General features: G+C 58.7%; 19 protein-coding genes and 1 tRNA gene. 17 read left to right on the top strand and 3 right to left on the bottom strand.

Going from position 1 to position 16,477, the window contains the following annotated elements:
• Positions 1 to 3: 3 nt before the first annotated feature.
• The 12 genes from DXC99_RS08415 to nagA all read left to right on the top strand — a co-directional run bounded on the left by DXC99_RS08415 (position 4) and on the right by nagA (position 10,776).
• Positions 4 to 435 carry a hypothetical protein gene (locus DXC99_RS08415; protein ID WP_117629896.1) on the top strand — a complete coding sequence of 144 codons (432 nt, stop codon included), beginning with the start codon at positions 4 to 6 and terminating at the stop codon, positions 433 to 435.
• Between the two features lie 12 nt (positions 436 to 447).
• On the top strand, positions 448 to 1,146 hold the full coding sequence (locus DXC99_RS08410) for a HEAT repeat domain-containing protein (RefSeq protein ID WP_117629895.1): 699 nt from the start codon (positions 448 to 450) through the stop codon (positions 1,144 to 1,146).
• Between the two features lie 6 nt (positions 1,147 to 1,152).
• On the top strand, positions 1,153 to 2,238 hold the full coding sequence (locus DXC99_RS08405; RefSeq protein WP_117629894.1) for an isocitrate/isopropylmalate dehydrogenase family protein: 1,086 nt from the start codon (positions 1,153 to 1,155) through the stop codon (positions 2,236 to 2,238).
• A gap of 126 nt (positions 2,239 to 2,364) precedes the next feature.
• Positions 2,365 to 3,453, top strand: a complete 1,089-nt coding sequence (locus tag DXC99_RS08400) for a hypothetical protein (protein ID WP_117629893.1) — start codon at positions 2,365 to 2,367, stop codon at positions 3,451 to 3,453.
• A gap of 630 nt (positions 3,454 to 4,083) precedes the next feature.
• Complete coding sequence (locus DXC99_RS08395) at positions 4,084 to 4,527, top strand: PTS fructose transporter subunit IIA (RefSeq protein ID WP_055310428.1); 444 nt, start codon at positions 4,084 to 4,086, stop codon at positions 4,525 to 4,527.
• A complete protein-coding gene (yajC, locus tag DXC99_RS08390; RefSeq protein ID WP_089572405.1) occupies positions 4,527 to 4,808 on the top strand; it encodes a preprotein translocase subunit YajC in 282 nt (93 codons plus the stop codon). The genes DXC99_RS08395 and yajC overlap by 1 nt, the downstream gene beginning before the upstream one ends.
• A gap of 36 nt (positions 4,809 to 4,844) precedes the next feature.
• Positions 4,845 to 5,327, top strand: a complete 483-nt coding sequence (gene agaV / locus DXC99_RS08385; protein WP_089572404.1) for a PTS N-acetylgalactosamine transporter subunit IIB — start codon at positions 4,845 to 4,847, stop codon at positions 5,325 to 5,327.
• Positions 5,328 to 5,417: 90 nt separating this feature from the next.
• Entirely contained in the window at positions 5,418 to 6,218 is an 801-nt protein-coding gene (locus tag DXC99_RS08380; RefSeq protein ID WP_089572403.1) for a PTS sugar transporter subunit IIC, read from the top strand.
• A complete protein-coding gene (locus DXC99_RS08375) occupies positions 6,208 to 7,290 on the top strand; it encodes a PTS system mannose/fructose/sorbose family transporter subunit IID (protein ID WP_022094609.1) in 1,083 nt (360 codons plus the stop codon). Before DXC99_RS08380 ends, DXC99_RS08375 begins: the two co-directional genes overlap by 11 nt.
• 185 nt (positions 7,291 to 7,475) lie before the next feature.
• Positions 7,476 to 8,207, top strand: a complete 732-nt coding sequence (locus DXC99_RS08370; RefSeq protein ID WP_117629892.1) for a GntR family transcriptional regulator — start codon at positions 7,476 to 7,478, stop codon at positions 8,205 to 8,207.
• A gap of 114 nt (positions 8,208 to 8,321) precedes the next feature.
• On the top strand, positions 8,322 to 9,488 hold the full coding sequence (locus DXC99_RS08365) for an SIS domain-containing protein (RefSeq protein WP_117629891.1): 1,167 nt from the start codon (positions 8,322 to 8,324) through the stop codon (positions 9,486 to 9,488).
• A gap of 118 nt (positions 9,489 to 9,606) precedes the next feature.
• The gene (nagA, locus tag DXC99_RS08360) at positions 9,607 to 10,776 is read left to right on the top strand and encodes an N-acetylglucosamine-6-phosphate deacetylase (RefSeq protein ID WP_117629890.1); all 1,170 of its coding nucleotides are present in this window, start codon (positions 9,607 to 9,609) and stop codon (positions 10,774 to 10,776) included.
• 75 nt (positions 10,777 to 10,851) lie between these two features.
• Here the strand turns inward: nagA and DXC99_RS08355 are convergent, their stop codons facing one another.
• Positions 10,852 to 11,436 (bottom strand): flavodoxin domain-containing protein, encoded by a 585-nt coding sequence (locus tag DXC99_RS08355; protein ID WP_229026464.1) that lies wholly within the window; start codon positions 11,434 to 11,436, stop codon positions 10,852 to 10,854.
• Positions 11,437 to 11,592: 156 nt separating this feature from the next.
• Here DXC99_RS08355 and DXC99_RS08350 point away from each other — a divergent pair, with 156 nt between their 5' ends.
• From DXC99_RS08350 to DXC99_RS08335, 4 genes are read left to right on the top strand one after another with little or no spacing between them, the layout of a single operon-like run.
• The gene (locus DXC99_RS08350; RefSeq protein WP_117629888.1) at positions 11,593 to 12,474 is read left to right on the top strand and encodes an aldose 1-epimerase family protein; all 882 of its coding nucleotides are present in this window, start codon (positions 11,593 to 11,595) and stop codon (positions 12,472 to 12,474) included.
• A 59-nt stretch (positions 12,475 to 12,533) separates the two neighbouring features.
• Positions 12,534 to 13,469, top strand: coding sequence for a hexose kinase (locus DXC99_RS08345; protein ID WP_117629887.1), 936 nt, complete (start codon positions 12,534 to 12,536; stop codon positions 13,467 to 13,469).
• Positions 13,470 to 13,506: 37 nt separating this feature from the next.
• Complete coding sequence (locus tag DXC99_RS10585) at positions 13,507 to 13,641, top strand: hypothetical protein (RefSeq protein ID WP_255413312.1); 135 nt, start codon at positions 13,507 to 13,509, stop codon at positions 13,639 to 13,641.
• Positions 13,642 to 13,673: 32 nt separating this feature from the next.
• The gene (locus tag DXC99_RS08335) at positions 13,674 to 14,147 is read left to right on the top strand and encodes a YhcH/YjgK/YiaL family protein (RefSeq protein ID WP_117629886.1); all 474 of its coding nucleotides are present in this window, start codon (positions 13,674 to 13,676) and stop codon (positions 14,145 to 14,147) included.
• 213 nt (positions 14,148 to 14,360) lie between these two features.
• Here the strand turns inward: DXC99_RS08335 and DXC99_RS08330 are convergent.
• Positions 14,361 to 14,436, bottom strand: a tRNA-Thr gene (locus DXC99_RS08330).
• 157 nt (positions 14,437 to 14,593) lie between these two features.
• On the opposite strand from DXC99_RS08330, the gene DXC99_RS08325 reads away from it, so the two are divergent.
• On the top strand, positions 14,594 to 15,076 hold the full coding sequence (locus DXC99_RS08325) for a PTS sugar transporter subunit IIB (protein WP_117629885.1): 483 nt from the start codon (positions 14,594 to 14,596) through the stop codon (positions 15,074 to 15,076).
• Positions 15,077 to 15,402: 326 nt separating this feature from the next.
• Here DXC99_RS08325 and DXC99_RS08320 read toward each other — a convergent pair whose 3' ends face one another.
• Positions 15,403 to 16,455, bottom strand: a complete 1,053-nt coding sequence (locus DXC99_RS08320; protein ID WP_117629884.1) for an aldose epimerase family protein — start codon at positions 16,453 to 16,455, stop codon at positions 15,403 to 15,405.
• Between the last annotated feature and the right edge of the window lie 22 nt (positions 16,456 to 16,477).

Raw genomic sequence — 16,477 nt, 5'->3', positions numbered from 1 at the left:
CCCATGAGCTGGACGTTCGTGGTGCTTGCGCTGGCGCTCTTTCTCTTTGCGATCTACATCGGCTTTCTGTGCGGCCAGTGGGCGTGCGAAAAGCGCGTCATCACCAAGCGCGACTACTGGATTGCCAACTTTGCGGGAGCGGCGGCAGTCGTCCTGCTGACCTGGGTGTTCTCGCTGTTCCCGCTGGTGCAGTTTGCGCCGATCGGCTGGCTCGGCGGCTTTATCGCCGGTCTTAAGATGAGCTTTGGCGAGTCCGTTGGCCCGTGGCGCAAGCACGACGAGGTCTTTAACGTCAACAAGGCTCATCGCGCCGCCGCCGACGCGGGCGACGCTGAGGAACGCCGCCGTGCGCGTCGCAATGGCGCGGCCGATCGACAGCTCATCTCGGTCACCGATGACAGCAAGGGTGCTGGCAAGCACGCTAAGAAAAAGTAAAAAGAGGTAACTATGGCAGAAAACAAAGACGAACAGCTCACCGACGAGGAGCTGGCACAGCTCCAGCTGGCAGAGGAGAACGAGAACGCCGTCGACCGCCTGGTCAAGGAGCTCGGCTGCCCCACGCGCCGTATCCGCCAGTTTGCCGCCCGCGTGCTGCACCTGCTTGCCGAGCGCGATCCGCAGCGCGTCGTGCCCTGCGTGCCCGCGCTGATCGAGGCGCTCGACCGCCCCGAGGCTCAGACCCGCTGGGAGGCCCTCGATGCCCTGACGGCGCTCGCCACCACCTGCCCCGAGCAGCTGGGCGATGCCTTTGAGGGCGCCGAGACCGCACTGTTCGACGAGATTTCCTCCACGCTGCGCTATGCCGCCTTCCGCCTGCTGTGCGTGTGGGGCGCTACGAGTGTCGAGCGTTCGCGCGAGGCTTGGTCCATCCTGGACGAGGCCATCCAGTGCTACCACGGTGACCTCGAGTATCGCGACATGCTCGGTTGCCTGTACGAGTTTGGTCAGGGCGAGATTGACGCCGAGGTCGCCGAGAAGCTCGCGCTGCGCCTTAAGTTCGATGCCGAGAACGGCAAGGGCAGCTATCTCAAGGCCCGTTCGAGCGAGATTTGCGAAATGCTTGTTAAACGTTTTGGCCTGGATCTCTCCAAAAAGAAGAAGCGTGCTAGCGTTAAAAAATCTGACGACGCCGAAAACGAGGAGTAACAGATTATGGCGCACGATGTAGTCCTGATTCCCGGTGACGGTATCGGTCCCGAGATTACGCAGGCCATGCGCCGCGTGGTCGAGGCCGCCGGTGTCCAGATCAATTGGAATGTCCAGGAGGCCGGTGCCGGCGTCATGGACGAGTTTGGCACGCCGCTGCCCCAGCACGTGCTCGATGCGGTCGCCGAGACCAAGGTTGCCATCAAGGGCCCCATCACCACGCCGGTCGGCACGGGTTTCCGCAGCGTCAACGTGGCCCTGCGCAAACACTTCGACCTGTACGCTTGCGTGCGCCCTTGCCTGTCGCAGCCGGGCGACGGCTCTCGTTTCCGCGATGTCGACCTGGTTATCGTGCGCGAGAACACCGAGGATCTCTACGCCGGCATCGAGTTCGATGAGGGCGCTGCCGAGGTCGAGGAGCTCTCGCAGCTTGTCGAGCGCTCGGGCCAGAAGGCCTTCGCCGCGGATTCCGCCATCTCGATCAAGCCCATCTCCATCGCCAAGAGCCGCCGCATTGTGGAGTATGCCTTTGAGTATGCCCGCCGCTGCGGCCGCAAAAAGGTGACGGCCGTGCACAAGGCCAACATCATGAAAGCGACCGACGGCCTGTTCCTGCGCGTGGCGCGCGAGGTGGCCGCCAACTATCCCGACATTGAGTTCAACGACAAGATCGTCGACGCCACCTGCATGGGCCTGGTCCAGAACCCCAATGACTTCGATGTGCTTGTGCTGCCCAACCTGTACGGCGACATCGTGAGCGACCTGTGCGCCGGCCTGGTGGGCGGCTTAGGGATGGCCCCCGGCTCCAACATCGGTGCCGACTGCGCCATCTTTGAGGCCACGCACGGCTCCGCGCCCGATATCGCTGGTCAGGATATCGCCAACCCCACGGCCGAGATCCTCTCTGCTGCTATGATGCTCGATCACCTGGGCGAGAACGATGCCGCCAATCGCATCCGTGCGGCCGTATCTGCCACGCTCGACGAGGGCGAGCAGGTTACCGGTGACGTGCGTCGTGCCCAGACCGGCTCCGTCGAGGGCGCTGTGGGTACGCAGGCCTTTGCCGATGCCATTATCGCGCACCTGGCCTAAGGCATGCACACTGCAAACGCCTAAATAGTACTTAAGTGTTTGCGTATAACCTAAGAATCAATACGCCCGGCGCTCTGTCGGGCGTATTCTATTGGGGACTATGTTTCCTAACAAGGAGTAACCGATATGGGTCTGATTCAAAAGAAGGACGAGAAGGACGAGATCGACGGCATCCAGATCATCGAGCGCGGCGAAGGCCCCGACGGTGACGAGGACGAGAAGATCGACCTGGTCGCCGGTACGTCTGCCGAGCACATTGCCGCCGGCACGACGGCCGAGGAGGAGGACGCCCGACTGGAGGCTCAGATTGCCGCGGATGCCGCTGACGAGAATCTGATGCCCGAGGCCCAGGATGAGGACGAAACTGACGCCGAAGCGGACGACCATGCATCCAAGCACAAGAAGACGATGATCGCCGCCTTTGTGGTCGCTGTCGTGATCGCTGCTGTGGTCGGCTTTTTTATCGGCAACGGCGGCTTTGGCGGCAAGGGCGTCGGCTCGGCGACCCTGACCGAGGACCAGCTCGATTCGACCGTGGCGAGCTACAGCTACAACGGCAAGAAGAGCGACATCACCGCGCGCGAGGCCATCGAGAGCCAGTACAGCCTCGACACCGTCAAGGACGACGACGGCAACTACACCGCTCCTTCTGCCGACGTCATCCTGTCCTATGTGCGCAACAAGATCCTGCTCGACGCTGCCGAGGACGAGGGCATTACCGTCTCTTCTAAGGAGATGAAGAAGTACGCCGAGGATTCCATCGGCACCTCCGACTACAAGACCATGGCAAAACAGTACGGCGTGTCCAAGGACCAGGCCAAGCAGATCGTCCGCCAGTCCGCGACGCTGCAGAAGCTCTACAAGAAGAAGGTCGGCGATAGCTCCGCAAGCATGCCAACCGCCCCGACCGAGCCTGCTGACGGCAACGAGGAGACCGCGAGCAAGGACTACGCCGACTACATCATCAACCTTGCCGGCGACGAGTGGGATAGCGAGAAGGGCACCTGGAAGGACGCCGACAGCACCTATGCCAAGGCCTTCGCTGACGATGCCTTTACGGCCGATAGCGCTACCTATAAGCAGGCCATGACCGCCTATTACACCGCCTACCAGCAGTATTCCTCGCAGGCCTCAAGCGCTAGCTCCAAGTGGACCGAGTATGCTAACGGCCTCTATGCCAAGGCCAACATCAGCATCTACGGCCTGTTTGCGTAAGATCTGTCTGCACTACTGCGCGCTAACCGATCTACCTGATTAAGCCCGCTAGAACGACAACGTTCTAGCGGGCATTTTGTTACCGAAACCACTAGGATAGGACTTGCGCCCGTGCAAGTGCTTCATCGGGTATCCTCAATTCATCCGGGAAAACGGCCGTAAACGATTGCAAATAATCGGTGAACGGTCGAAAACTACCGTTCACCGATAATTTCTAAACTGGTTCTAACTGGTATTAAGTCAAAAAGACCAATTCACAAATCTTCACAATGACCTGCAATTTTTCTACACGCCATTTTTAGCCACCCTGCGTTGTTTAGACACAGAAAAGGTTCCGATCTTTCGTCAAAGTATTTCGATACGGTTTCAAAACCGCAGGTAGAAGTGTTAACGAGCGGTAAACGGTCGTTTTTTTACCGTGAACGGTGCAAAAACGTTTTACTGTATGAATCAACGAAAGCAACCTCTTCTGTGGTGATATAGTGACAACAACACGTCACGTGGTTACTACCAGTTGAGAGACCACTGGTTCTCAAAGAACGCTTTCCAAGAAGCTTTAAGGGCGATTGCCCGTTGGCTTCCGAACATCATCGGACTCAGATCGTACACACCTTCGGAAGGGAAATTTGAATGGTTGGCTTTATTCTTACCGGTCATGGACAGTTCGCACCCGGCCTCGCAAGCGCTATCGCTATGGTTGCCGGCGACCAGCCCGCTTTTACCGTGGTTCCTTTTGAGGGCGACCAGGCTGCTTCCTACGGTGAGGATCTCCGCGCCGCTATTACCGCCATGCGCGAGGAGTGCGATGGCGTGCTCGTCTTTACCGACCTGCTCGGTGGTACTCCGTTCAATCAGTCGATGATGATTGCCCAGGATGTCGACAACGTCGAGGTTCTGACTGGCACCAACCTTCCCATGGTTATTGAGCTTCTGTTCCTCCGCGGTAACGCCACGCTCGCCGAGCTTGGCGAGCAGGCCGTGACCGTTGGCCAGACGGGCATCACCGCCCAGACGGTCGCATCCGTTGCCGGCTCCGAGGAAGAGGATATCTTCGGCGACGAGGACGGCATCTAATGGCCGATTTCGGAGCCAACGTCCTGAGCTCCTCGGTTGCCCTTTTAGGCCTGCTTGTCGTCATGGGCTTGATTTACACCATCTGGTCGCAAATCAACATGAAGAAGAAGCAGAAGTACTTCAAGGAGCTGCACACGGAGCTCAAGCCGGGTCAGGAGGTTCTTTTCGCCGGCGGTATCTACGGAACCGTCAAGGGCATCGAAGGCGAAAAGGTCCAGATCAAAGTCCGATCCGGTGCCGTCGTAGATGTTTCGCGTTACGCGATTCAGGAGATCAAGTAACTGTCGTCAGCAAATAACGAAAGGAAGCTGATCAACATGGCAGAACCCAACATTCTTCTTACCCGCATCGATAACCGACTGGTCCATGGTCAGGTCGCTACCCAGTGGAACTCCACCCTGGGCTCCAACCTCATCCTCGTCGCCAACGACGATGTGTCGACCAACACCATGCGCCAGAACCTCATGAAGATGGCCGCTCCCGCCGGCGTCGCTACGCGTTTCTTCTCCCTGCAGAAGACCATCGACGTCATTGGCAAGGCGAGCCCGCGCCAGAAGATCTTCATCGTGGCCGAAACACCGGAAGACGTGCTTACGCTCGTCAAGGGCGGTGTGCCTATAAAGAAGGTAAACATCGGCAACATGCACATGTCGGAAGGAAAGCGCCAAGTCGCCACCTCCGTCGCAGTTAACGACGAGGATGTCGCTGCGTTTAAAGAGCTGCAGGAATTGGGGGTGGAGTTGGAGATCAGGCGCGTTCCGAGCACGCCTGTTGAGGACACGAGCAAGCTCTTCTCGTAATCCTCATGATCCACGCTGTCAGGAATGAAACCCTGACATTCTGTACGTGAAATCCAAAGTGCGTACATACATTTTGAAAGGAGGAGCAAGATGGAATACTCGATCATCCAGGTCGCTCTGGTCTTCATCGTCACGTTCGTCGCGGCAATCGACCAGTTCAACTTCCTCGAGTCTCTCTATCAGCCCATCGTCACCGGCGCCGTCATCGGTCTTATCCTTGGCGACCTCAACACCGGTCTTCTCGTGGGTGGTACTTATCAGCTCATGACGATCGGCAACATGCCGATCGGAGGCGCTCAGCCGCCTAACGCCGTCATCGGCGGCATCATGGCAGCCATTCTCGCTATCGCTACGGGCCTCGAGCCCAACGCGGCAGTCGGCCTCGCCATTCCGTTCGCTCTGCTTGGTCAGCTCGGCGTTACCCTGGTCTTCACGCTTATGTCGCCCCTCATGTCCTCCGCGGACAACATGGCTCATAACGCTGACACCAAGGGCATCGAGCGCCTGAACTACTTCGCCATGGCTCTGCTCGGCCTGATCTTCGCTGTCGTCGTCACCCTGTTCTTCATCGCTGGCGCTACCATCGGTCAGACCATCGCTTCCGCCATCCCGACTTGGCTGCAGACCGGTCTGTCCGCTGCAGGCGGCATGATGCGCTTCGTCGGCTTCGCCGTCCTGCTCAAGGTTATGATGAACCGCGATATGTGGGGCTTCTTCCTCATGGGCTTTGGCCTCGCGCTCATCACCGTTGCCAACGATTCTCTGGCAACCCCTGCCCTGCTCATCCTCGCTCTCATCGGCTTCGGCATCGCTTTCTGGGACTTCCAGCAGCAGACCGAGCTGAAGGGTGCAGCTGTTTCTGACGGAGGTGACTTCGAAGATGGCATCTAATGAGTATGTGATCCCGGAGCACTACGAGGATCTCACTCCTGCTCCGCAGCTCGACCAGAAGACCCTCAACAAGATGGCTTGGCGCTCCTGCTTCCTGCAGGCATCGTTCAACTACGAGCGCATGCAGGCCGCTGGCTGGCTTTACTCCATCATCCCCGGTCTGGAGAAGATCCACACCAACAAGAACGACCTCGCGGCTTCCATGAGCCACAACCTGGAGTTCTTCAACACCCACCCGTTCCTCGTCACCTTTGTTATGGGTATCGTGCTTTCGCTCGAGCAGAACAAGGTTGACATCCCCACGATCCGCGCCGTCCGCGTCGCCGCAATGGGCCCGCTCGGTGGTATCGGTGACGCCCTGTTCTGGCTGACGCTCGTGCCTATCACGGCCGGCATCACCTCCAACATGGCCATCAACGGCAACGCCGCTGCGCCGATCATCTTCCTGGTGATCTTCAACGTCGTCCAGTTCGCTCTGCGCTTCTGGCTCATGAACTGGTCCTACAAGCTTGGCACCAGCGCTATTGACGCTCTGACCGCCAACATGCAGGCCTTCACGCGTGCCGCTTCCATCATGGGCGTCTTCGTCGTCGGTTGCCTGGTCGTCACCATGGGTGGCACCCAGATCAACCTCCAGATCCCCAACGGCACCACCCGTGGCCTCTCCGCTACTACCGTGATCGTCTCCGAGAAGGAGGCCGAGAACTTCACCGGTATGGAGGGCATCGATACCGAGACCGCTGAGGCCGGTACCATCGCCATGACCGATGAGGACGGCAACGCCCTCACCGCTTCCGATGCCGACGGCAACGCTGTTGAGTGCGGTGTCACCGATCTGGGCAACGGCATGGAGTCCGTTACCTACGGCACCGTCACCGAGGATCCGGTCAACTTCTCTGTTGCCGACACCCTCAACACCATCGTCCCGAAGCTCGTCCCGCTTATGCTTACGCTGCTGCTTTACTACATGTTCGCTAAGCACAGCTGGACCCCGACCAAGGGCATTCTGCTGCTCTTCGTCCTGGGCATCCTGGGCGCTGGCCCGCTTGGTCTCTGGCCGAGCATCTGGTAAGGCTCTAGCTTGAGGGGTGTGTCCCTACGCGGCTCACACCCCGACCCCTTAAGCCATGTGTATGTTAAAAGCCGCGTGCTCGAAAGAGCGCGCGGCTTTTGTTTTCTTGATGATTCGGGTGTTGCGGACTGATAATGCTTAACACCCTAGGTAGTTAGCCGAATTCGAGCAAAAGGGAGGATAGGATGGCGATCGGAGCGCGTAAGCAACCGCTGTACGATCAGCTGGTCGATATTCTGACCGAAAAGATTGACCATGAATATCGCGCCGGTGACATGATTCCTTCCGAGCGCGAACTTTCGGAGCGCTATGGTCTCTCGCGCACTACGGTACGCCTGGCTCTGCAGGAACTGGAGCGTTTAGGACTGGTGGTTCGGCAGCACGGTCGCGGTACCTTTGTGACCGACCGTTCGGCAAAGGCAACCAATCTTATGCAGTCCTACAGCTTTACCGAGCAGATGCGCGCGATGGGTCGCGACCCCGAGACCACGATTCTCGAGTTTTGCGAGATGGAGGCCGATAAGAATCTGGCCGAGCATATGGGATTGCGTATCGGTGATCGCATTTTTAAGCTTAAGCGCCTTCGTTCTGCCGACAACATGCCCATGATGGTCGAACGTAGCTATCTACCGGTTCGTCAATTTCTGTCCCTAAAGCGACCGCTGCTGGAGCGTAAGCCGCTTTACGATGTGATTGAGCAAGACTTTAAGCAAAAAATACGCGTGGCCGAAGAGGAGTTCTATGCGAGCATAGCCCGCCCCACCGATGCCCACCTTTTGGAAATCGTCGAGGGCTCGCCTGTGCTCGATTTGGTTAGGACTACGTATAACGAGTCAAACGAGGTTGTGGAGTATACGCTCTCGGTTGCTCGTGCCGATCAGTTTAAATACAAGGTTTACCACCAGCGTAGCGATTAGTGTCTGCACCGTTTCCATATGATGATTCTTTGTATTTAACTGGTTACTACCAGATAACCAACCGAAGTGTATAATTGCACGTCAGAGGATTACTTCTAGAGAGAGGTATTAGAAATGTTCGAGAAGAGTGTCGAGGAGCTCACCGAGCTCGGCGCCCAGATCACCACGGCCGAGATTGCTCAGCAGCCCGAGCTTTGGCGTGATACGCTCAACATCTATCGCGAGAACAAGGAGGCCATCGAGGCCTTCCTGGCCGAGGCTCGCGCTATGGGCGAGGGCCGTCTGTCCGTTGTCTTCACCGGTGCCGGTACGTCCGACTACGTTGGCGATACCTGCGCCCCGTACCTGCGTCACGCTGGCAACACTGATCTCTACGACTTTAAGCCCATCGCCACGACCGACATCGTGAGCGCCCCGCGCGACTTCCTGCGCGCCGAGGATCCCACACTCGTGGTTTCCTTTGCCCGCTCTGGCAACAGCCCCGAGAGCCTTGCCGCCGTTGCCGTTGCCAAGGAGCTCGTCCACAACGTCAAGTTCCTCAACATCACCTGCGCTCCCGAGGGCAAGCTCGCCGTCGAGTCTGCCGATGATCCCAACGCGCTGACGCTGCTCATTCCGCGCGCCAACGACAAGGGCTTCGCCATGACCGGTTCTTATTCCTGCATGACCCTGCTCTCCACCCTTATTTTCGACACTGCCTCTGACGAGCAGAAGGCCGAGTGGGTCGAGACCATCGCCAAGATGGGCGAGGAGGTCATCTCCCATGAGCCCGAGATCGCCGATTACCTGGCTGGCGACTTCAACCGCGTGACCTACTTGGGTTCTGGCTCCTTCGGTGGCCTTGCCCAGGAGAGCCAGCTCAAGATCCTCGAGCTCGCTCACGGTCTGGTCGCTACTTCCTACGACACCTCCATGGGCTATCGTCACGGACCTAAGTCCTTCGTCGACGATAAGACGCTCGTCTTCGTGTTCGTCAACAACGACGCCTACACCCGTCAGTACGACATCGACATCCTCAACGAGATCGGTGGCGACGAGATCGCTCAGCACACCATCGCCGTTCAGCAGGAAGGTGCCACCGTCTATGAGGGTGAGTCCTTCACCTTTAAGGGCTACGAGGCACTTCCCGAGGGCTACCTTGCCCTGCCGTTCGTGATGTTTGCCCAGGCTATCAGCCTGCTCAACTCCGTGCGCGTGGGCAACACGCCCGATACGCCGAGCCCCACCGGCACGGTCAACCGCGTGGTTAAGGGCGTGACGATTCACCCCTTCACCGCTTAATCGCGTCCCCCCTGTAAGGGCGCCCGTCCGCTCATAACGGCGGGCGGGCGCTTTTTGTTTTACGTGAGCTGGGTATAAGCATCACCACAGTCAACTGCTTTAGAAGCAAGGAGTGCATATGAGCACGTACGCAATTAAGGCTGACAAGTTCTTCTTGCCGGCAGGCCCGCAACTGGGCGGCTATCTTATGGTCGAGGACGGCGTCTTTGGCACCTGGCAGGCCGACGAGCCCTCTTGCGAGATTAAGGACTACACGGGATCGTGGATCGCACCGGGTATGGTCGATACTCACATCCATGGCTTCTACAACCACTCAACTACTGATAACGATCCCGAGGGCATCGATATCAGCTCGACTGAGCTCGCCCGTCGCGGTACCACCAGCTGGCTGCCCACGACGTTCACCGATGGCGTCGAGCAGATCAAGGACGCCTGCGCCGCCATCGCTCAGGCGGACGAGGGTCGCGGCCCCGACTTCTGCGGTGCTCGCATTCAGGGCATCTACCTGGAGGGCCCCTTCTTTACCATGAAGCACGTGGGCGCGCAGAACCCCGCTTATCTTATCGATCCCTCCGAGGAGGTCTTCGATCAGTGGCAGGAGGCTGCGGGTGGTCGCATCGTTAAGAGCGCCATGGCGGCCGAGCGCGACGGTGCCGCTGCTTATGCGGCTGCTCTGAACGCCAAGGGTGTGGTGACCAGCATCGGTCACTCCGACGCCACCTACGATGAGTGCATCGCCGCCATCAACGCCGGTGCCAGCTGCTTTACGCATACCTACAACGGCCAGCGCGGGCTGCATCACCGTGAGCCCGGTGTCGTGGGTGCTGCCATGTCCACGCCCGAGACCTACGCCGAGATCATCTGTGACGGCAAGCACGTAAACCCTGCCGCCATCAAGGCGCTGCTGCAGGCCAAGGGCTGGCAGCACACGGTACTCATCACCGACTGCCTGGGCTGCGGCGGCATGCCCGAGGGCAGCTACACCAGCGGCGGCATGGACGTCATCATGAAGGACAACCTGTGCTGGCTCGCCGACGGCAAGAGCATTGCCGGCTCGGTACTCACGCTTGCCCAGGGTGTCAAGAACATCGTCGACTGGGGCATCGCCAGCGCCGATATCGCCATTCGCATGGCAACCGAGGTGCCGGCACGCTCCGCGCACATCGAGGATAAGTGCGGCAGCATCATGCCGGGTCGCGACGCCGACTTTGTCGTGTTCGACCACGAGCTCACCCTCGTCGAGACGTATGTTGGCGGCCAGAGCGTCGGCAACGCCTTTACCGAGTAACGATAGAAAAAGACGGCGGGCCCGAATCTGCTCGGACCCGCCGTATGGGTTAAACGCTCAAAAGCACCTTCACAGTTACAGCTTGTTAGCAATCTTCTTTGCCGTGCGCTTAACGCCGGCCACCAGGCCTCCTGCAGGATGCTCCTTTTCGTATGCTAGACGCTTCTCGCGCTTGGCGTACTCTTCGACGATGATATCGCCGTACTCATCTTCGATTTTGTCGAAGAAATCGACGGCTCCCTTAATCTCTTCGGCAGTTGGGTGTCCCTTCTGGACGCCGCCGGCGAGCTTGAACGGCCCCCACGTATCAAAGCCGGGGCAGCCGTAGACACCCATAAAGATGGCCTGCCTCATGCGGCAGATGCCATCGATATCCTTGCCGTACCACTTGTTTTTGCCACCATAGGTCATAAGGCCAAATACCTTGTCCTGCGGCTGCAGCACGTTCGTGAGCACACGTGCCATGTCCTTGTCGATTTCGGAGTAATAGATGCCCGTGGCGACGCCGATCAGATGGTATTCGTGCAGGTCGGGGTACTCGTTTTTACCGAGTGACTTCACGTCGAGGGTATCGATTTCGGGGTGCGCCTCGACGATGGCGTCCACGAGCTTTTTCGTATTGCCGTGGTGGCGTGAGGCATAAAGGATGATGGTTCGCATAAGAAGGCCTTTCAGCTGTAATTGCATCAATGTCTGTATGGTACCCCGTTGCATGGCTGGGATACCGGACGCATCGATGAACGTGCGGGTTTGTCCTTTGGTCAGGGCCGAGACGGGTTCTTGCGAGCAAAAAGCAGTTGTTCGAAAGGATGGACAATGGAATACGCTCTCTCCAACGATTCGATTTCTATCAAGGTCTCCACGGCCGGCGGCTCGTTTACCTCGATTGAGGCTGGAGGTCGCGAGTACTTGTGGCAGGGTGATCCCGCCGTGTGGTCCGGCCAGGCACCGATTTGCTTCCCGATTTGCGGAGGCCTGCGTGATGGTAGCGCCATGACGTTTGCCGGGCATCATGTGAAGCTCGCTCGCCACGGGTTTGCGCGCAAACAGGAGTGGAAGCTGCTGAGCCAGAGCGAGAACGAGCTGGCGATGTGCCTGGCTTCGGAGGATAACGCCGCGCTGCTGAGCGATTATCCGTACCCGTTTAAGCTTGTCGCTCGTTATGCGCTTGAGGGGGATACCGTGCGCGTCTCCTATGAGGTTACCAACGAGGGCACCGAGGACATGCCGTTCTTTATCGGTGGGCATCCCGGCTTTAGGTGCCCGCTCGATGAGGGCGAGGCCTATACGGACTACGAGTTGCGCTTTGAGAAAGAAGAGGCTGCAGAGCTTTGCACCGCTGTCCCTTCGACTGGCTTGATTGACGTGGACAAGCGCTCCAAGAACCCCATGGTGGGAAAGACGCTGCCCCTGTCGCACGAGCTCTTCGATTTTGCGGAGACCATCTTTGACGTACTCGAGAGTCGTCAGGTCACGCTTTCCAAAAAGGGCGAGGACAAGGGCGTTCGCCTGAGCTTCGAGGGCTTTCCGTACCTCATCGTGTGGAGTAAGCCCGAGGGCGATTTTGTGGCAGTTGAGCCCTGGGGCGGCCTCTCGACCTGTTCCGATGAGGATGACGTGCTTGAGCACAAGCGCGGCTGCCTTATCGCCAAGCCCAAGGAGACCGTCGTTCGCTCGTTCACGATTGAGATTCTGTAATTCCGTTTTGTCGACTCGTATCGCGAGGCACAAGGAGCCTGCGAGATAAGGAGCTAAAAATGATCCTCACCGTTACGATGAACCCGTCTGTTGATACGCGCTATCAGCTCGATGAGCTCATTATCGACGACGTCAACCGCGTGACGCCCGAAAAGACCGCCGGCGGCAAGGGCCTTAACGTGGCCCGCGTCCTGGATCAGCTGGGCGACGACGTTGTGGCAACCGGTCTGCTCGGCGGCCACATGGGCGCCTACATGGCCGAGCTCATGGATGCCAACGGCATTAAGAATGATTTTGTACCCATCAAGGGCGAGACTCGTATTTGCCTCAACATCCTTCACGCCGGCAACCAGACCGAGCTGCTCGAGAGCGGCCCGACGATTGCCCCCGAGGAGCTCGATGCCTTTACCGCCAAGTTTACCGAGCTTGCGGGCAAGGCCGACGTCGTCACCATCTCGGGTTCGCTGCCCCGCGGCGTCGAGGCGGACTACTACGCCAAGATCACGGGCATTGCCGAGAACGCCGGTGCCAAGGTGTTGCTCGATACCTCGGGTGCTTCGCTCGAGGCCGCCCTTAAGTCCGAAATTAAGCCCGAGCTGGTCAAGCCTAACCTGACCGAGATCAACGGCCTTTTGGGTACGAACTTTACCACCGACGATGTGGACGAGCTCCGCGCCGCGCTCGCCTCTGATGCCCGCTTCTCCGATATCCCCTGGGTCGTCGTGTCCATGGGCGCTGCCGGTTCCGTGGGTTTCCATAACGGCCGTGCGTTCCGCGCCAAGACTCCCGATATCCCTGCCGTTAACGCTACGGGCTCTGGCGATTCGACCATTGCCGGCTTCGCGCACGCCATCGCAGCCGGCGCGGATGATGAGACGGTGCTGCGTACCGCCAACACCTGCGGCAAGCTCAACGCCATGGATCCCATGACTGGCCACTTGGTCATGGACCGTTGGGACGAGGTCTACAACGGCGTTGTCGTGACCGAGCTGTAAGAGCTTGGGCGTCGGCCCCGGCATCGGTTGCTTGCTTGTGGTTAGAGCCGATGACAAGTGCGGTAGCATTATGCCGGGGCGCGACGCCGACTTCGTCGTGTTCAATCCCGACCTTAGCCTGGTCGAGACGTATGTGGGTGGCAACAGCGTCGGTAACGCGTTTGCCGAGTAGCCGCCAAAGAAACGATCCGAGAGGGGATTTAGATGATTTACGGTGCACTGGGCGATATCGAGGAATACCGCGGAATGCTCAAGGGCCTCGATGTGCTGATCGACTGGCTCGAGGAGAACGATCCGGCGAAGCTCGAGGTCGGCAGCCATCCGATTCTGGGCGACAAGGTCTTTGCGAACGTCATGGCTCCCACGACGCGTCCCGAGGCCGAGGCTCACTATGAGACGCATCAGCGCTATCACGACCTGCAGATTGATGTTGAGGGTCGTGAGGCCTTTAAGGTCGCTACGGGCAGCCTGACGCTGGTCCAGGAGTTTGACGAGAAGGACGACTACGATCTGGTCGATTCCGACGCCTCGATCGCCGGCGATCTTGCTGACGACAAGTTTGCGCTGTTTGTTGCCGGCGAGCCTCACATGCCCACGCTCGAGTTCCCGGGCGATGGCGCGCAGCCGGTCAAGAAGATCTGCTTTAAGCTGCTTGCAGATGCTTACTGGGAGGAGTAGCGAACTGCTCGGCTGAGCTGCTCGTCTGATGGCGTGATCCCCTTAGGGAAAACACGCCAGGACCCCGCCAAGCGTTTTTTCCCTAGGGAAATCACGTTTGGCGGGGTTTTCCGTTTTGAGTAGGGGGAGTTGTCGGCGCTCTGTGGTCTGGATTGGCGTGCGCACTCAAAATCGGCAACAAAAAAGCCGCCCGAAGGCGGCTATCTTGTGCAATGGAGCCAGCGACCGGGCTCGAACCGGTGACCCCCGCTTTACGAGAGCGGTGCTCTACCAACTGAGCTACGCTGGCGGCCATGTGGTGACGCAACTGAGGCGTCAACGGCTGTCTATGATACGGGACATCGCACATCCGCGCAAGTGTTCTGACGGCTTTTCTCACTTTAAATGCACTAATATTGGAGACGCGATGTCTTGCTCTTACGGGTCTCAAACAGAATGGGGCAGCGATGGCTCAACCCAAGATTCTTCTCACACGCATCGACGACCGTTTCATTTACGGGCAAGACGTTGTGCTGTGGAATGAGGCGGTTGGTTCCAACCTCGTCCTAATCGTTAACGACGAGATTGCGGCGGATTCGCGCAAGTGGGCGCCTATGAGGGTCGCGGCGCCAGAAGGCGTGTGGATGCGGTTTTTCTCGGTGCAAAGGACCATCGACATCATTCATACCGCAACGCCGCGTCAATGGATTCTGATCATGGTGGCCTCACCCGCCGATGCGCTCGCGCTGGTTAAGGGTGGTGTGCCGATCACCAAGATCAGCATCGGTCACATGCAAGCAGGGGAAGGCAAGCGCCCCATAACGCCTGCAGTTGCCGTAGACGACGCAGACGTCGCTGCCTTCAAAGAGCTGCAAGCACTCGGTATAGAGCTAGAAATCCGCTATCTCCCCAGTTCTGCCCCCGACCCCATCGGCAATCTGTTCAACTGATCCCTTGGGGACGGAGGAAACCGGATTATTTTGCCCTTGCGAGGGATACGCGCGATGCCGCCTGCCAAAAACTATGTCCATTTACTACGTTTGATCGGCTATCGCCGAGCATGTCGGATTTGAGAAAAACAAAACCGCAGGTAGACGGCTCGCGAATTTAACAAAAATCGGTGCATGGTCGAGCATCCCGGGCTAAACGTAGTAAATGGACATAGTTTTGATATGTCACCCATACAGTCACAGCAAAAATGAGCCCAAAAGATGAAAAAACGCCCGCCGGCGGTGGTGCCGGCGGGCGCTGGTGTGCGATATGTCGCGTTGTGGGCTTAATGCCTCATAAAGTGGTACTCGATCACATTGCTGTAGGGGTGACCCGGGCCCACAATGCCCTGCGGGAATAGCGGCTGGTGCGGCGTGTCGGGGTACATCTCGGCCTCGAGGGCAAAGCCGGCGCCCCAGCCATAGTTGGCATCGTCCTTGGCGTGCTCGTCGCCCAGCCAGTTGCCGGTGTAGAGCTGCACGCCCGGGGCGGTGGTGTAGTAGTCCAGCTCACGGCCGGTCCACATCTCCTCGACGTGCATCGCGCGGCGCAGATTACGGCCGTACTGATAGCCATCGATGCACAGACAGTGATCGTAGCCACGGGCCTGCTTAATCTGCGGATCGTCGGCCTCCATGCCAGGCGCGACGGGGCGCAGCTCGCGAAAGTCAAACGGTGTTCCCTCGACCGGAGCAATCTCGCCGGTGGGGATGTTCTGCTCGTTAATGGGCAGGTAGTGGGCGGCGTTGGCGACAAAGAAATGTTCGCAGTCCATGCCGGCGTTATGGCCTGCAAGGTTAAAGTACGTGTGGTTGGTCATGGACACGTAGGTGGCGCGGTCGCTCTCGCAGCCATAATCGATGCGGAAGACGCCGGTGCGCGTAACGGTAAACACGGCCGTAAAGGTTCGGTTGCCGGGCAGGCCCAGCTCGCCATCCTTAAGCGAGGTGGTCATGCGCACGGCGTTATGGACCTCGTCGAGCTCAACATCCCACACACGTTTGTGCAGGCCGTGCTCAAGGTCGCTGTGCAGGTTGTTGGCGCCCTCGTTGGCGGGCATATGCCAGTCCGTGCCGTCGATGGCGATCGTGGCGCCAGCGGTGCGGTTTGCCACAGGGCCGATGGTCGCGCCAAAGCAGGCGGGGTTGTCAAAGTAATCCTCGAGCTTATCGAAGCCCAGCACCACATCGCGCACGTTGCCGGGAATGTCGGGCACATCGATACCAAGCACCGTGGCGCCATAGTCCATAATGCGAACGCAGATCTCGGGCCCGTCGAGGGTGTAACGATGAACGGGGGTACCGCACGGCGCGGTGCCGAAAAGCTCGGAAGTGATCATTTGGTTCCTAACATCGAGGTAT

The sequence above is a fragment of the Collinsella sp. TF10-11AT genome (genome assembly GCF_003437565.1).
Taxonomy (GTDB): domain Bacteria; phylum Actinomycetota; class Coriobacteriia; order Coriobacteriales; family Coriobacteriaceae; genus Collinsella.
This window is presented reverse-complemented; position numbering and strand designations above follow the sequence as displayed.

Coding starts and splice junctions, on each gene's coding strand:
- yajC (WP_089572405.1), top strand. CDS start 4,527: ATGGCCGATTTCGGAGCCAACGTCCTGAGCTCCTCGGTTGCCCTTTTA.
- DXC99_RS08405 (WP_117629894.1), top strand. CDS start 1,153: ATGGCGCACGATGTAGTCCTGATTCCCGGTGACGGTATCGGTCCCGAG.
- DXC99_RS08350 (WP_117629888.1), top strand. CDS start 11,593: ATGGAATACGCTCTCTCCAACGATTCGATTTCTATCAAGGTCTCCACG.
- DXC99_RS08345 (WP_117629887.1), top strand. CDS start 12,534: ATGATCCTCACCGTTACGATGAACCCGTCTGTTGATACGCGCTATCAG.
- DXC99_RS08380 (WP_089572403.1), top strand. CDS start 5,418: ATGGAATACTCGATCATCCAGGTCGCTCTGGTCTTCATCGTCACGTTC.
- DXC99_RS08370 (WP_117629892.1), top strand. CDS start 7,476: ATGGCGATCGGAGCGCGTAAGCAACCGCTGTACGATCAGCTGGTCGAT.
- DXC99_RS08415 (WP_117629896.1), top strand. CDS start 4: ATGAGCTGGACGTTCGTGGTGCTTGCGCTGGCGCTCTTTCTCTTTGCG.
- DXC99_RS08365 (WP_117629891.1), top strand. CDS start 8,322: ATGTTCGAGAAGAGTGTCGAGGAGCTCACCGAGCTCGGCGCCCAGATC.
- DXC99_RS08335 (WP_117629886.1), top strand. CDS start 13,674: ATGATTTACGGTGCACTGGGCGATATCGAGGAATACCGCGGAATGCTC.
- nagA (WP_117629890.1), top strand. CDS start 9,607: ATGAGCACGTACGCAATTAAGGCTGACAAGTTCTTCTTGCCGGCAGGC.
- agaV (WP_089572404.1), top strand. CDS start 4,845: ATGGCAGAACCCAACATTCTTCTTACCCGCATCGATAACCGACTGGTC.
- DXC99_RS08400 (WP_117629893.1), top strand. CDS start 2,365: ATGGGTCTGATTCAAAAGAAGGACGAGAAGGACGAGATCGACGGCATC.
- DXC99_RS08320 (WP_117629884.1), bottom strand. CDS start 16,455: ATGATCACTTCCGAGCTTTTCGGCACCGCGCCGTGCGGTACCCCCGTT.
- DXC99_RS08410 (WP_117629895.1), top strand. CDS start 448: ATGGCAGAAAACAAAGACGAACAGCTCACCGACGAGGAGCTGGCACAG.
- DXC99_RS08395 (WP_055310428.1), top strand. CDS start 4,084: ATGGTTGGCTTTATTCTTACCGGTCATGGACAGTTCGCACCCGGCCTC.
- DXC99_RS08355 (WP_229026464.1), bottom strand. CDS start 11,436: ATGCGAACCATCATCCTTTATGCCTCACGCCACCACGGCAATACGAAA.
- DXC99_RS08375 (WP_022094609.1), top strand. CDS start 6,208: ATGGCATCTAATGAGTATGTGATCCCGGAGCACTACGAGGATCTCACT.
- DXC99_RS08325 (WP_117629885.1), top strand. CDS start 14,594: ATGGCTCAACCCAAGATTCTTCTCACACGCATCGACGACCGTTTCATT.